The sequence below is a fragment of the Micrococcus sp. 093350064-1 genome (genome assembly GCF_053627955.1).
Map to the genome: position 1 here is coordinate 219,465 of NZ_JBSEYU010000003.1, position 14,755 is coordinate 234,219.

At 73.6% G+C, this 14,755-nt stretch carries 11 protein-coding genes; 3 read left to right on the forward strand and 8 right to left on the reverse strand.

Features of this window, described 5'->3' with window-relative positions:
• Positions 1 to 36: 36 nt before the first annotated feature.
• Positions 37 to 1,851, reverse strand: a complete 1,815-nt coding sequence (gene aspS / locus ACUW6W_RS04890; RefSeq protein ID WP_036336619.1) for an aspartate--tRNA ligase — start codon at positions 1,849 to 1,851, stop codon at positions 37 to 39.
• 145 nt (positions 1,852 to 1,996) lie between these two features.
• Here aspS and ACUW6W_RS04895 point away from each other — a divergent pair, with 145 nt between their 5' ends.
• Positions 1,997 to 3,289: an APC family permease gene (locus ACUW6W_RS04895; RefSeq protein WP_036336621.1), complete on the forward strand. Its 1,293-nt coding sequence runs from the start codon at positions 1,997 to 1,999 to the stop codon at positions 3,287 to 3,289.
• A 60-nt stretch (positions 3,290 to 3,349) separates the two neighbouring features.
• Here ACUW6W_RS04895 and hisS read toward each other — a convergent pair whose 3' ends face one another.
• Positions 3,350 to 4,726 (reverse strand): histidine--tRNA ligase, encoded by a 1,377-nt coding sequence (gene hisS, locus ACUW6W_RS04900; RefSeq protein WP_036336623.1) that lies wholly within the window; start codon positions 4,724 to 4,726, stop codon positions 3,350 to 3,352.
• A 174-nt stretch (positions 4,727 to 4,900) separates the two neighbouring features.
• Between hisS and ACUW6W_RS04905 the strand changes: the two genes are divergently transcribed.
• Both ACUW6W_RS04905 and ACUW6W_RS04910 read left to right on the forward strand, forming a co-directional pair.
• Positions 4,901 to 6,439, forward strand: a complete 1,539-nt coding sequence (locus tag ACUW6W_RS04905) for a DUF349 domain-containing protein (RefSeq protein WP_454179882.1) — start codon at positions 4,901 to 4,903, stop codon at positions 6,437 to 6,439.
• A gap of 85 nt (positions 6,440 to 6,524) precedes the next feature.
• Positions 6,525 to 7,142 carry a hypothetical protein gene (locus ACUW6W_RS04910; RefSeq protein ID WP_454179884.1) on the forward strand — a complete coding sequence of 206 codons (618 nt, stop codon included), beginning with the start codon at positions 6,525 to 6,527 and terminating at the stop codon, positions 7,140 to 7,142.
• An 11-nt stretch (positions 7,143 to 7,153) separates the two neighbouring features.
• On the opposite strand, the gene ACUW6W_RS04915 is transcribed toward ACUW6W_RS04910, so the two are convergent.
• The 6 genes from ACUW6W_RS04915 to ruvA form a co-directional block, all read right to left on the reverse strand.
• Complete coding sequence (locus tag ACUW6W_RS04915; protein WP_454179886.1) at positions 7,154 to 9,448, reverse strand: RelA/SpoT family protein; 2,295 nt, start codon at positions 9,446 to 9,448, stop codon at positions 7,154 to 7,156.
• Positions 9,449 to 9,584: 136 nt separating this feature from the next.
• On the reverse strand, positions 9,585 to 10,625 hold the full coding sequence (gene secF, locus ACUW6W_RS04920) for a protein translocase subunit SecF (RefSeq protein ID WP_036317952.1): 1,041 nt from the start codon (positions 10,623 to 10,625) through the stop codon (positions 9,585 to 9,587).
• Complete coding sequence (gene secD / locus ACUW6W_RS04925; protein WP_454179887.1) at positions 10,622 to 12,448, reverse strand: protein translocase subunit SecD; 1,827 nt, start codon at positions 12,446 to 12,448, stop codon at positions 10,622 to 10,624. The genes secF and secD overlap by 4 nt, the downstream gene beginning before the upstream one ends.
• Before the next feature lie 70 nt (positions 12,449 to 12,518).
• Complete coding sequence (gene yajC / locus ACUW6W_RS04930) at positions 12,519 to 12,956, reverse strand: preprotein translocase subunit YajC (RefSeq protein ID WP_144862042.1); 438 nt, start codon at positions 12,954 to 12,956, stop codon at positions 12,519 to 12,521.
• 60 nt (positions 12,957 to 13,016) lie between these two features.
• On the reverse strand, positions 13,017 to 14,039 hold the full coding sequence (gene ruvB / locus ACUW6W_RS04935) for a Holliday junction branch migration DNA helicase RuvB (protein WP_095353336.1): 1,023 nt from the start codon (positions 14,037 to 14,039) through the stop codon (positions 13,017 to 13,019).
• Complete coding sequence (gene ruvA, locus ACUW6W_RS04940) at positions 14,036 to 14,680, reverse strand: Holliday junction branch migration protein RuvA (RefSeq protein ID WP_049147639.1); 645 nt, start codon at positions 14,678 to 14,680, stop codon at positions 14,036 to 14,038. The genes ruvB and ruvA overlap by 4 nt, the downstream gene beginning before the upstream one ends.
• Between the last annotated feature and the right edge of the window lie 75 nt (positions 14,681 to 14,755).

Genomic DNA, 14,755 nt, shown 5'->3' on the forward strand with positions numbered 1-14,755 from the left:
ACCCGCCCCGATGGCGTGGCCCGCCGCGGGCCCGGGTCAGGCCTCCGACTCGGCCTCGGCCTGCTTCGGCTCCGGCTGCGCGTCGACGCCGGCCTCCTTGCGCTGCTGGGCGGTGATGGGCGCCGGTGCGCCCGTCAGCGGGTCGAAGCCGCCGCCGGTCTTCGGGAACGCGATGACCTCGCGGATCGAGTCGGTGCCGGCCAGCAGGGCGACCACGCGGTCCCAGCCGAACGCGATGCCGCCGTGCGGCGGGGCACCGTACTTGAAGCCCTCGAGCAGGAAGCCGAACTTCTCGTTCGCCTCCTCCGGGGACAGGCCCATGACCTCGAACACGCGCTCCTGCACGTCCCGACGGTGGATGCGGATGGAGCCGCCGCCGATCTCGTTGCCGTTGCACACGATGTCGTACGCGTAGGCCAGGGCCGAGCCCGGGTCGGCGTCGAAGGTGTCCGCGAACTCCGGCTTGGGCGAGGTGAACGCGTGGTGCACGGCGGTCCAGGCGCCCGCGCCCACGGCGACGTCGCCCGAGGCCACGGCGTCGGCCGCCGGCTCGAACATCGGCGCGTCCACGACCCACACGAACGCCCAGTCGGCGTCCTTCGCGGCCACGCCGTCACCGGCATCGGTGAACAGCCCGCAGCGACGGCCGATCTCCACGCGGGCCGCACCCAGCAGCGCGCGGGACTCCTTCGGCTTCCCGGCGGCGAAGAACACGCAGTCGCCCGGGTTCGCGCCCACGGCGGCGGCCAGCCCGGCCTTCTCCTCCTCGGAGATGTTCTTGGACACCGGGCCGGTCAGCTCGCCGTCCTCCTGGATGAGCACGTAGGCCAGGCCCTTGGCGCCGCGCTGCTTGGCCCACTCCTGCCACGCGTCGAGGGTGCGGCGGGCCTGGGAGGCGCCGCCCGGCATCACGACGGCGCCCACGTACTCGTTCTGGAACACGCGGAACGGGGTGTCCTTGAAGTACTCGGTCAGGTCCGTCAGCTCGAGGCCGAAGCGCAGGTCCGGCTTGTCCGAGCCGTACTTCTCCATCGCCTCGGCGTAGGTCATGCGGCGGATCGGCGTCGGCACGTCCACACCGACGAGGGCCCACAGGGCCTTGACGATCTTCTCGCCGAGGGCGATCACGTCGTCCTGCTCCACGAAGGAGGCCTCGATGTCCAGCTGGGTGAACTCGGGCTGACGGTCCGCGCGGAAGTCCTCGTCGCGGTAGCAGCGGGCGATCTGGTAGTACTTCTCGATCCCGCCCACCTGCAGCAGCTGCTTGAACAGCTGCGGCGACTGCGGCAGGGCGTACCAGGAGCCGGGAGCCAGGCGGGCCGGGACGAGGAAGTCGCGGGCGCCCTCCGGCGTCGAGCGCGTGAGGGTCGGGGTCTCGACCTCCACGAAGCCCTCGCCGTGCAGCAGCTCGCGTGCCGTGCGGTTGACCTCGGAGCGCAGGCGCATGATGCGCGAGGGCTGCGGGCGGCGCAGGTCGAGGTAGCGGTGGCGCAGCCGGGCCTCCTCGCCGACCTCCACGTGCTCGTCCACCTGGAACGGCAGCGCGGCGGCGGTGTTGAGCACCGTCACGGTCTCCGCGATCAGCTCGATCTCACCGGAGGGCAGGTTCGGGTTCTCATTGCCCTCGGGGCGGCGCTCGACCGTGCCGGTGACCTGCAGGACCCACTCGTTGCGCAGCGGGTCGAAGTCCGCCTCGTCCCGCACCACGACCTGGGCGAAGCCCGAGGCGTCGCGCAGGTCCACGAAGGCCACGCCGCCGTGGTCGCGCCGCCGCGCCACCCAGCCGGTGACGGTGACGGTCTGGCCGATGAGCGAGGCGTTGAGCTCGCCGAGGGAGTGGGTGCGCAGCACGAGGGTCCTCTCCGTCCGGTCGCCGGACGATGTGCGGGGTTCATGTGATGGTCGACGCCGTGTGATACGCCTGCGGGGCGGGCGCGCGCCGTTCCCGTCAGTCTAGTGCCCCGCCCGCATTGCCCCAGCCCAGGAGGACCCCGTCATGACCGCCGCCCTGCAGCGCCGCCTGACCCTGCTCCACGCCGTCGCGATCGGCCTCGGCTCGATGATCGGCGCGGGCGTGTTCACCGCGATCGGCCTGGCGGCCGCGCTCACCGGCGGCCACCCCGGCCTGCTGTACGGGGCCCTGGCGGTCGCGGCCGTCGCGGCCCTGTGCAACGCCCTGTCCACGGCGCAGCTGGCCACCGTCCACCCCGAGTCCGGCGGCGCCTACGTCTACGGCCGGCGGCAGCTGCACCCGTGGGCCGGCTTCGTCGCCGGCTGGGGCTTCGTCACGGGCAAGACCGCGTCGGTGGCCGCGGTGGCGGCCACCCTCGGCCTGTACCTCGTCCCCGACGACGCCGCCGCGGCCCGGTGGACGGGCGTGGCCGCCGTCGTCGTGCTCACCGGGGTGGCGATGGCGGGCGTGACGCGGACCGCGCAGGCGACGTTGGCGATCCTCGTGCCCGTGCTCGCCGTGCTCGTGTTGGCCATCGGCGCGGGCCTGGCGCGCGAGGCCCCCGGGGGCTCGGCTGCGGCGCTCGGCGTCGACTCCCCTGTGCAGGGCGTGCTCATGGGCGCGGGCGTCCTGTTCTTCGCGTTCGCCGGCTACGCGCGCGTGGCCACCATGGGCGAGGAGGTCATCGACCCCGCACGCACGATCCCGCGCGCCATCCTGATCGCCCTCGCCGTGACCGTGGCGCTGTACCTGCTGCTCGCCACGGCGCTGATCTCGGGCCTCGGGACCTCCGGGCTGGCCCGGTCCCCGGCGCCCGTGCGCGAGCTGCTCGAGACCGCCCTGGGCTCCGGCTGGGGCTGGGTGGCCGTGGCCGGCGCCGCCCTCGCCGCGGCCGGGGCCATGCTCACCCTGCTGACGGGCATCTCCCGCACCGCCCTGGCCATGGCCCGCGAGGCCGACCTGCCCCGCCCCCTGGCTCGGGTCCATGCGGGGACCGGCACGCCGTGGACGGCTCAGCTGACGGTCGCCGCGGCCGTCGTCCTGCTCCTGCTCACCACGGACATCCTCACCGTGGTGGGCTTCAGCTCGTTCGGCGTGCTCGTCTACTACGCGGTGGCGAACCTGTCCGCCCTGACCCTGCGCGGGGACGACCACGGCCACCGCCCGGCCCGGCCGCGCCCGCTGCGCGTGCCCCGGGCCGTCAACGTGCTCGGCCTGGCCCTGTGTCTGCTGCTCGCCTTCAGCCTGCCGCCGATGTCCGTGGCCGCGATGGCGGGCGTGTTCCTGATCGGGGTGGGCGGGCGCGCGTTCGTGCGGGCCGGGCGCCGGGGCGGGTGACCCGACGCGCGGACGGGTGTCGGCGTCGCATGCCGGGCCCGGCGCGCAGGGCGCGCCCCCTCAGTCCTGCGTGCGGGTGATCTGCGGCAGCAGGTCCTCGGTCGGCGGGGTCCAGTCGGCCGGGTCCACGGCGTGCTGCTCACCGGAGCGGATGTCCTTCACCTCGTGGACCCGTGCGCCGGCGTCGTCCCGGCCCATGAACCACACGAACGGGATGCCGCGGCGGTCCGCGTACTTGATCTGCTTGCCGAACTTCTCCGCCGACACCGCGACCTCCGCGGGGATGCCGCGCTCCCGCAGCAGGGCCGCGACGTCCTGGGCCTCGGACCAGTCCTCGTCCGCGGTCAGCGCCACGTACACCGCGGTCGGCACGGAGCGGGAGGCCACGGCCATCTGCTGGGACAGCATGCGCATCACCAGCCGCGTCACGCCGATGGACAGTCCGACACCGGGGAACACGCGGTTCCCCTTGGACGCGAGCGCGTCGTAGCGGCCGCCCGAGCAGATCGATCCGAGCTGCTCGTGGCCCACCAGGACGGTCTCGTAGACGGTGCCCGTGTAGTAGTCCAGGCCGCGCGCGATGGACAGGTCCGCCACGGCGCGCCCGGGGGCGCGGCGGTGCAGGGTGGCGACGACGTCGGCCAGCTCGGTCAGCCCCTCCTCGAGCAGCTCGTGGGTCACCCCCAGGGCGCGGACCCGCTCGACGAACGAGGTGTCCGACGTGCGGATGTCCGCCAGGGCCAGCGCCTGCGCAGCCTGCTCGGGGCTCGCGCCGACCTCCTCCTGGAGCAGCCGCGCGACCTCCTCCGGGCCGACCTTCTCCAGCTTGTCGATGCTGCGCAGCACTCCGGCGGTGTCCTCCAGGCCGATGCCCCGGTAGAAGCCCTCGGCGAGCTTGCGGTTGTTCACGCGGATGAGGAAGTCGCCGATCGGCAGGGCGCCGAGCGCCTCGGCCATCACCAGTGCGACGTCGGCGTCGTACCGGGGCGAGAGGGCGCCGTCGCCGACGACGTCGATGTCCGCCTGGGTGAACTCGCGGGCGCGGCCCTCCTGAGGGCGCTCCCCGCGCCAGACCTTCTGCATCTGGTAGCGACGGAAGGGGAAGGCGAGGTGGCCGGCGTTCTCCACGACGTAGCGGGCGAACGGCACGGTGAGGTCGAAGTGCAGGGCCAGGCGCTTGGGGTCGGCCGGGTCCTTGGGCTCGCGCCGGCCCGCGGCGACCTCCTCGTCCTCGGCCAGGCGCGAGACCGCGTAGACCTCCTTGTCCACCTCACCCTTGCGCAGCAGCTGGCCCAGGGTCTCCACGGCCCGGGTCTCGATGCCGGCGAACCCGTGCAGCTCGAAGGTCCGCCGCAGCGTGTCGAGCACGTGCTGCTCCACGAGCCGCTCGGCGGGCAGCCACTCGTGGAAACCGGACAGGGAGGCCTTGCGGGACATGGCGATCCTTCGAGACGACGACGGCGGGGACGCACGACGGTCCCCCGCCGGCGCACCGGCCCATTCTAGGCGCGGGCGCTGTCCGGCCCGGTACGCTGGCCCTGTTCGTGTCCATCCCGACCGGCCGCATCCCTCGACGACTGCGTGCCGGCGCAGTCAGGGAGAGTTCCAGCGGTGACCAATCACATGCAGCCCGACGACCAGCAGTCCCCCGCCACCGAGGCCACCCCCGCATCGGCCGAGGCCGCCGAGACGACCGTGCCCGCCGAGGCCCGTCCCGTCCCCGAGATCGTCCCCGACGCGCCGGCGCACGGTGATTCCGCCCAGCCCGCCGAGGCGCCCGCCGTGCCCTCCCCGGCCGCGATGAAGAAGGCCAGCCCGGCCGCCGTGCGCCCCGCGACGCCCGCCGCCGCGTCCGCCGCCCCGGCCCCCGTCGTGGCCCCGACCGTGCCGCCCACCCCGGTGGAGGAGGCCGCCAGGTTCGCCCGGGTGAGCGAGGACGGCCACGTCACGCTGCTGGACGGGCAGGAGGAGCACGCGGTCGGCCAGGTGCCGGACGCGAGCACCGAGGACGCGCTGGCGTACTTCGTGCGCAAGTACGACGACGTGCGCGCCCAGATGGCCCTGTTCGAGCAGCGCATCGCCGCCGGCGCCCCCTCGAGTGAGCTGGGCCGGGCGCTGGGTCAGATGACGACCGCGGTGAACGAGCGCCACATGGTCGGCGACATGGACGCCCTCCGCACCCGCCTGGCGGCCCTGGAGACCCTCCTGGCCGACTACCGCGCCGCGGAACAGGAGGCCCGGCAGGCCGCCCAGGCCGAGCAGCTGGCCACCCGCGAGGCCATCGTCGCCGAGGCCGAGACCTTCGCCCAGACCCCGGCCGAGCGGATGCCCTGGAAGACCGCGTCCCAGCGCATGACGGAGCTGTTCGAGGAGTGGAAGGCCGCCCAGAAGGCCGGTCCGCGTCTGGCCAAGTCGGTCGAGGACGACCTGTGGAAGCGCTTCCGCGGCGCCCGCACCACGTTCGACAAGACCCGCCGCGCCCACTTCTCCCGGCTGGACGCCGCCTCGGCCGAGGCCAAGCAGGTCAAGGAGCGTCTCATCGCTCGTGCCGAGGAGCTGTCCACCTCCACCGACTGGGGCGTGACCGCCGGCAAGTACCGCGACCTGATGGACGAGTGGAAGCGCGCCCCCCGGGCCTCCCGCAAGGAGGACGACGCCCTCTGGGCCCGCTTCCGCGCCGCCCAGGACGTCTTCTTCGCCGCCCGCAAGGCCGCGAACCAGGAGATCGACCGCGAGTACGGGGCCAACCTGAAGGTGAAGGAGCAGATCCTCGCCGACGGCCAGAAGCTGCTCCCCTTCACGGACGTCAAGGCCGGGCGGCGCGCGCTCAACGAGCTGCGCGGGCGGTGGGAGGATGCCGGCCGCGTGCCCCGCGGGGACGTCCGTCGCATGGAGGAGGGCTTCCGCAGGCTCGAGGACGCCCTCAAGCAGGCGGAGAACGAGCACTGGCGCCGCACCGATCCGGAGACCAAGGCCCGCACGAACTCCGCCCTCACGCAGCTCGAGGAGACCATCGCCGGGCTCGAGGCGGATCTCGCCCGGGCCCAGGCCCAGGGCGACCAGCGCGCCGTCAAGAAGGCTCAGGAGGCGCTCGACGCGCGCCTGAAGTGGAAGCAGGCCCTCGAGGCCTCGGCCTCCGAGCTCCGCTGAGCCCCACCCGTCTCGAGCACGCCCCCGCGGCCCGTCTGTCCACAGGCGGCCGCGGGGGCGTCCTTGTCTCTGGCAGGCTCCGGGCATGACGACCGTGACGATCGAGGAGACCGCCCCGGCCGGGGCGCTCATGCTGGCGGGCGACCCCTTCACGGAGCCGGAGCTGCAGGCGCTCGGCGCGCGGGGCGCCGTGCGACCGCTGCTGCCCGGAGTGTGGGCGCGGCCGGACGCGGCGGACGATCCCGCGGTCCGGGCCGCTGCCCTGTGGACCCTCGGCGGCCCGCTCCTGGCCGCCGGCTGGACCGCGATCGGCCCGTCGGCGGCCTGGATCCTGGCCGGCGGCGCGGCGCCCGGGCGGCTGCACGCGGCCGTGCCGCACTTCCACCGGCGCCCCGCCGGCGGGGGCCAGCTGCCCTGGACGCTCACGCAGTCGGACGTCGCAGCCGATGCCACGGGCGTCGCCCCCGCCGAACAGGACGTGCTCCGCTTCGGCCCCGTGCGGGTCACCACGCCCGCCCGGACGGTCGAAGACCTGCTGCTCAGCGCCGGCCCGGATGCGGCGCGGCGCGCGGCTGCCGTGATCGGCGCCCACGGCGCCGCCGGGCTGCGGGAGCGGCTGGCCCGCCGGACCCGCCGCGCCGGCGTCGTGGCGGCCCGGCGCCGGCTGGGCGCGCTGCTGACGGCGCTGGACGTCCCCGACTGAGGCCGGGAGGCTCAGGTGCGGTGCACGTCGAACACGCCGTCGATGCGGCGCACCGCGTCGATCACGTGGCCGAGGAACCGGGGGTCGCCCATCTCGAAGACGAACCGGCTCATCGCCACGCGGTCGCGGGTGGTGTTCACGGAGGCCGAGAGGATGTTCACGTGGTTCTCGGAGAGGACCCGTGTGACGTCGGAGAGCAGCGACTTGCGGTCCAGCGCCTCGATCTGGATCTCGACCAGGTAGACGGTGTCCCTCGACGGCGCCCAGCTGACCGGGGTGTGGCGCTCCGGCTCCTGCGCGAGCAGGGTCGCCAGGTTCGGACAGTCGACCCGGTGCACGGAGACCCCGGAGCCGCGGGTGACGAACCCGTCGATGGCATCCGGCGGCACCGGGTTGCAGCACCGGGCCAGCTTGGCCATGACACCGCCGTCGCCGTCCACGAGCACGCCGGCGTCGTTGGTGGCCCGCGCGGGGGCGCGCCGCGCCTGAGCCGGGACCAGCTCCTGCAGGTCCACCTCGCCGACGGTCAGTTCGCCCTCCGGCTCGGCCTGCGTCGGCGTCGGCGGAGCGAGGCGCTCCGCGACGCGTTCCTGCACGGACTGCGCGGACACGTGACCGTCGCCGAGGGCCACGAACAGCCCGTCGAGGTCCGCGTAGCCGAGATCCGTGGCCAGCTGCACCAGCTCCTCGCCGCCGAGCACGTGCTGCACGGTCATGCCGGCCTTGCGCAGCTGACGGGTCAGCGACTCGCGTCCCCGGTCGGCCTGCTCGCCGCGGCGCTGCGTGGCGAAGTGGTGACGGATCTTGGACCGGGCCCGTGGCGAGACCACGAAGCCCAGCCAGTCCCGGCTCGGGCCCGCGTCCTCGGCGCGCGAGGTGAAGACCTCCACGGTGTCGCCGTGGCTCAGCGGCGTGGACAGCGGGACGAGCTTGCCGTTGACCCGGGCACCGATGGTGCGGTGGCCGACGTCGGTGTGGATGGCGTAGGCGAAGTCCACGGGCGTGGAGCCGGCGGGCAGGGTGCGGATCTCCCCCTTCGGCGTGAAGACGTACACCTCGTCCGCCCCGATCTGGGTGCGCAGCGAGGCGAGGAACTCGTCCGGGTCCCGGGTGTCCGCCTGCCAGTCCATCACCGAGCGCAGCCAGGCCGGCGTGGCCTGCACCGGCGCCTGGCCGGCGGCCTGGGCCTTGTACCGCCAGTGCGCGGCGACGCCGTACTCGGCCTGGCGGTGCATCTCCTGCGTGCGGATCTGGATCTCCACCGGCTTGCCGCCCGGCACCATCACCGTGGTGTGCAGGGAGCGGTACATGTTCAGCTTCGGGACCGCGATGTAGTCCTTGAACCGACCCGGGACCGGGTTCCAGCGGGCGTGGATCGCGCCGAGCACGGCGTAGCAGTCACGCACGGAGTCCACGAGCACCCGGATGCCCGTCAGGTCGTGGATGTCGTCGAAGTCCTTCCCGCGCGTCACCATCTTCTGGTAGATCGAGTAGTAGTGCTTCGGCCGTCCGGTGACGGTCGCCCGGATCCGGTGCTCGCGCAGATGATCCTCGATCACGGTGCGCAGCGCCGCGATGTGCTTCTCCCGCTCCGGGTTCCGCTCCCCCACGAGGCGCACGATCTCCGCGTACATCTTGGGCTTGAGGGCGGCGAAGGAGAGGTCCTCGAGCTCCCACTTGACGGTGTTCATGCCGAGCCGGTGGGCCAGCGGGGCGTAGATGTCCAAGGTCTCCTGGGCCTTGCGGGCGCTGGACTCCGGGGAGACGTACCGCCACGTCCGCGCGTTGTGCAGCCGGTCGGCGAGCTTGATGAGCAGGACGTTCACGTCCTGGGCCATCGCGATGACCATCTTGCGCACGGTCTCGGCCTGCGCCGCGGCGCCGTAGGTCACCTTGTCCAGCTTGGTCACGCCGTCCACGAGGAGGGCGACCTCGGAGCCGAAGTCGGCGCGGAGGCGCTCCAGGGAGTAGTCCGTGTCCTCGACGGTGTCGTGCAGCAGGGCCGCCAGGAGCGTCGGGCCCGTCACGCCGATCTCGGCGAGGATCGTGGCGACCGCGACGGGGTGGGTGATGTACGGGTCCCCGGAGCGCCGCATCTGCCCCTCGTGTGCCGCGCGGGCGACCTCGAAGGCGCGGACGATGTCGGCCAGCTCGGTCTTGGTGGCTCGCTGCCGCACGGTGCGCATCAGCGGCTCGAGCAGGGGCGAGTACTCGGTGGCGTGCCGGCCGGTCAGGCGTGCGATCCGGCTGCGGGGCCGGACCGGGGCGGGACGGGCCGGGGCGGGAGTGGGGTCCTGCTCGCTCATGGGCCACGCCTCCTGACTCGTGCGGCCCCGACCGCTCCGGCCGGGATGATCGGCGAGTCTACCCGCGCCCGTCCCGCCCCGCCCCAGAAAGACCGCCGGGCCCGGTGGCAGGTGCACCGGAGCCGCAGCGGCTCCGTCAGAGTCGCGCGCCGTCGTCCCAGGGGGCGACGTCGGGATCGGTGACCGCCTCTGAGGCACGCTCCCGGGCGGCGCGGGCCGCGGCCCGGGCGTCGTGGTCGCGCACGTCCGGGTCGTTGCGGCGCAGCAGGGCGTACAGCGGCGCCTGGAGGAACAGGGTGGACAGGGTGCCCACGATGATGCCCACGAACAGCGCGAGCGCGATGTCCCGCAGCGTGCCGGCACCGAGCAGCCCCGCGCCGATGAACAGGATCGAGCCGACCGGCAGGATGCCGACGACGGAGGTCGTGATGGACCGGACGAGCGTCTGGTTCACCGCGAGGTTCACGTTCTCGACGAAGGAGCGCTCCGGGTCCTCCTCGGCCCCGATCGTGTTCTCGCGGATCTTGTCGAAGACCACCACGGTGTCGTAGAGCGCGTACGACAGGATCGTGAGGAAGCCGATGATGGCCGACGGCGTGATCTCGAAGCCGGTGGCGCCGTAGATGCCGGCGGTCAGCGCGACCACGTAGAGCATGCCGAGCACGGCGGCCAGGGACATCTTCCAGGTGCGGAAGTACACGGCCATGAACAGGGTCACGAGCACCACGAAGATCACCAGGCCGATCAGGGCCTGCTGCGACACCGCGGCGCCCCAGGTCGGCCCCACGAAGGTCGAGGTCACCTGGTCCTGGCCGACGCCGTAGGCCTCCTGCAGGTTCGCGGCCACGGCTCGGGTCTGGGCGTCGTCGAGCTGCTCGGTCTGGACGCGCACGGTGCCCGGGGCGACGTTCGTGACGGTGGCGTGGCCGTCGGCCAGCACGTCGGTCACGGCGCGCTCGCCCGCGGCCACGTCGGTGGAGGCCGTCTGCGAGACGGTGAACTCGGAGCCGCCCCGGAACTCGATGCCGAGGTTGAAGCCACCGCGGAGGGCGGTCAGGCCGCCGGCGAGGACGAGCAGCAGGGCGGCGAGGGCGAACCACCGCCGCCAGCGCTGGATGAACGGGTAGGAGATGCGGCCCGAGTAGAGGGCGTTGCCCCAGTCGGCGAAGCGGTTCACTGGTCCTCCTCCTGGCGGCGGCGCTCGGCGCGGCGTCGCTCGGCGATCGTCATGGGCGGCGCGGTGCGCGAGCGGCGGCCGCCCCGGGCGGACGAGCCCGCGCGGGGGGCGCCCGTCGCGGCGAGCGGGCGCGGGGCGTCGGCGGCCGCCGCGTCGTCGGCGTCGGCCGGCTCGTCGGAGGCCTCCGCCGGGAGCCCGGTGCGGGGGGCAGTGGTGGGCTCGCGGAAGCGCCCGGCGCCCTGGTACAGGGACGGCCCGCCCAACAGCGACGGGTCCAGTCCGGACATCGGGTGTCCCTCGCCCACGAAGCGGGTCTGGGCCAACAGCACCATGAGCGGGTGGGTGAACATGAACACCACGATCAGGTCGGCGATCGCGGTGAGGCCGAGGGTGAACGCGAAGCCGCGCACGTTGCCGACGGCCACGAAGTACAGCACGACGGCGGCCAGCAGGTTCACGGCTTTGGACGCGGTGATCGTCCGCCGGGCGCGCTTCCAGCCCTCGTGCACGGCGACGGGCACGGTGTGGCCCGCGCGCAGCTCGTCCTTGATGCGTTCGAAGTAGACGATGAACGAGTCCGCCGTCAGACCGATCGCCACGATGAGCCCGGCGATGCCCGCGAGGGACAGGCGGTAGTTGTCCGTCCAGCCCAGGATCGCGATGGTCAGCCACGTCAGCACGCCCGCCACGATGATCGAGGCGAAGGTCAGCAGGCCCAGGGCCCGATACTGGAAGAACTGGTACACGGCCACGAGGCCGAGGCCGATCAGGCCGGCGATCAGGCCCCAGAAGAGCTGGTCCCGGCCGAGCGTGGCGGAGATCTGCTGCTCGGACTCGATCGAGAAGGAGATCGGCAGGGAGCCGTAGTTGAGCTGCTCGGCCAACTGCGCCGTCGTCTGCTCGTTCAGGGTGGGGCCGCTGATCTGCGCGCTGCCGTTGGTGATGACCACGTTGGACTGCGGCGCGGAGATCACGTCCCCGTCCAGCAGGATCGCGAACTGCTTGCGCGGGTCGCCCTCGGGGTACGGGGTGAGCTTCTGGGTGACCTCCGTGAAGGCCTTGGTGCCCTCCTCGTCGAACTCGATGTTGACGACCCACTGGTTGGTGGAGACGCCGCTCTGGGCCTGGGCCATGCCGTTGGACGCGCCCTTGATCTGGGTGCCCGGGATGACCACGGGGCCCAGGATGTACTTCTGGGCCGACGTGACGGCGCCGTCGGCGAGCTCCTCGGAGGGCTGGCAGGCGACGATCGCCCGGTCGGACGGCGGCGGGGGCGCGGCCGGGTCCCGCGGGGCGGTGCAGTCCGTGGCCTGGAACTCGGCCAGCAGGGCCGGGGTGACCCAGTTCGGGTCGTAGGCGTCGGCCGGCTCGCCGTCGGGCTTCGGCAGCTGGTCTTCGGGCAGGCGCTGGTCCTCGGGGGTGGCCTCCCCCGGGCCGGACTGCAGCACGGGGCGGAACTGCATGTCCGCGGACGCCTGGATCAGCCGGCGGGTCTCCTCGTCCGGGACCCCGGGCAGGGAGACGACCACGTTCTGGGAGCCCTGCGTGGCGACCTCCGCCTCGGCCACGCCGGAGCCGTCCACACGCTGGCGGATGATCTCCACGGCCTGGTCCAGCTGCTCGGGGGTGACGGACTCGCCCGTCGAGGTCTCGGGGGCCAGCACCATCTGCGTGCCGCCCTCGAGGTCGAGGGCGAGCTTGGGAGCCCAGGAGGCCGCGCCGGAGGCCACGCCCCCGCCGAGGATCGCGGCCAGGACCACGAGGAGGGCGGCCAGCCAGGTCAGGGTGCGCCCGGCGGAGCCGGAGGGTGTTCTCTTCGCCATTGCTCAGGTGCTTCCGTCACATCCGAGCGGCCCCGCCAGGCGGGGCCGCGTGTGCAGGGGTGGGTGGGCCTCAGGCCAGGTCGTCGCGGCGCGGACGCGGGTCGGCGTCGTCGGCGCGGTACTCGGTGCCGGGGGCGTCATCCCGACGCGACGGGTCCGTGGTGGGCGCGGCGGCCGCGGCGGCCGTCTCGGGCTCCACGACGGTGGTGATGCCCTGCAGGTGCACGTCCATGCGCGTGCCCGGGGCGGTCTCCAGCGTCACCCGCTGGGCCTCGGCGTCCACGGCCACGACGGTGCCGAAGATGCCGGCGCCGGTCATGACCTCGAGGCCCGGGGCGAGGGTGCTGCGCATCTGCGCCTGCTGCTGCTGCATCTTCTTGCCCTTGCGGAAGGAGAGGAAGAGCATCACCGCGAGCAGGGCGAAGGCGAAGAGCATGAGCAAGCTGCCACCGCCTCCCTGGGCCTGCTGGGCGATCACGGGCAGGGTCGCGGCGGTGGCGACGGGCATGGGGGACTCCTGATGCTCGGGGTGGGCGGGCCTGTCCAGTGTAGGGGCCCGCCCTGGGCGTCACGGCCCCGGCGTGGCCTCTGGAGCGGCGAGGCCCAGGTGCTCCCAGGCCCCCGGCAGCGCGACGCGGCCACGGGGGGTGCGCGCCACCATGCCCTCGCGGATGAGGAAGGGCTCGGCCACGGTCTCCACGGTCTCGGCCTCCTCCCCCACGGCGGTGGCCAGCGTGCTGAGCCCCACGGGCCCGCCGCCGAACGTGGTGCACAGGGCGGTGAGCACGGACCGGTCGAGCCGGTCCAGGCCCCGCCCGTCGACGTCGTACATGTCCAGGGCGGCGGCGGCGTCGTGCGGGCCGACCTCGGCCAGCCCCTTCACGAGCGCCCAGTCCCGCACCCGGCGCAGCAGCCGGTTGGCGATGCGCGGGGTGCCGCGCGAGCGCCGGGCGATCTGCCGGTACCCCTCCGTGGCCAGCCGCATGTCCAGCAGCAGGGCGGAGCGGCGCAGGACGCGCTCGAGCTCCTCCTCGGTGTAGAAGTCCAGGTGGCCCGTGAAGCCGAAGCGGTCGCGCAGCGGCCCCGGCAGGAGGCCGGCCCGCGTGGTGGCGCCCACGAGCGTGAAGGGCGGCAGCTCGAGCGGGATCGAGGTGGCGCCGGCGCCCTTGCCCACCACGATGTCCACGCGGAAGTCCTCCATGGCCATGTAGAGCATCTCCTCGGCCGGGCGGGACATCCGGTGGATCTCGTCGAGGAAGAGCACCTCGCCCTCGGTGAGCGAGGACAGGATGGCCGCGAGGTCGCCCGCGTGCTGGATCGCGGGGCCGGAGGACAGCCGCAGGGGGGCGTTCATCTCCGCGGCCACGATCATCGCCAGCGTGGTCTTGCCGAGCCCGGGCGGGCCGGAGAGCAGGACGTGGTCCGCGGCGCGGTCCCGCAGCCGGGCGGAGGCGAGCATGAGGTCCAGCTGCTCGCGCACGCGCATCTGGCCCACGAACTCGTCCAGGTGCTTGGGGCGCAGCGCGACCTCGAGCCGGCGCTCCTCCGGGTCGACGGCCGCCGCGGACAGCGGTGAGGACTCCGCGCTCATCGCCCGCCTCGCACCGCGCCGGCCATGCCGACGTCGCGCAGGGTGGCGCGCAGCAGCGCGGCGACGTCGCGGCCCTCGTCCAGCTCCGGGCGGGCCGCCACGGTGGCCTCGACGGCCTTGAGCGCCTCCTTCTCGGACCAGCCCAGGCCGGCCATCGCCTGCACGACGTCGGCGTGCCAGAGCGCCTCGACGGTCGGCTCGGCGCTCGCCTCGGCCTCCGCCTCGGGCACCGGCTCCCCGGTGGGCGCGAGGCGGCCGGAGAGCTCGACGATGATCTTGCGCGCCATCTTCGGCCCGATGCCGGGCACGCGGGTGAGGGTCTTCTCGTCCTCCTCGGTGACCGCCCGGCGCACGGTCTCGGGGTGGTGGACGGAGAGGATCGCCAGGGCGAGGCGGGGACCCACGCCGTTGGCCGTGATGAGCACCTCGAACACCTCGCGCTCGTCGCGGTCCGCGAAGCCGTAGAGGGTCAGGGCGTCCTCCTTGACCACGAGGTGGGTCTGCACCGCCCCCGGCCGGCCCTCGTGCAGGGTGGACAGCGTCTGCGGGGTGGCGGAGAACTGCACACCCAGGCCGCCGACGGCGATGACCGCCCGGTCGAGGGCCACGTGCTCGACGGTGCCGCTGAGCGAGGCGATCATGAGGGGCCCTCCTGTCGGGACGGACGGACGCCGGTCGGCGCGGATTCGAACATATCATCGAACGCCGGCCCGGCA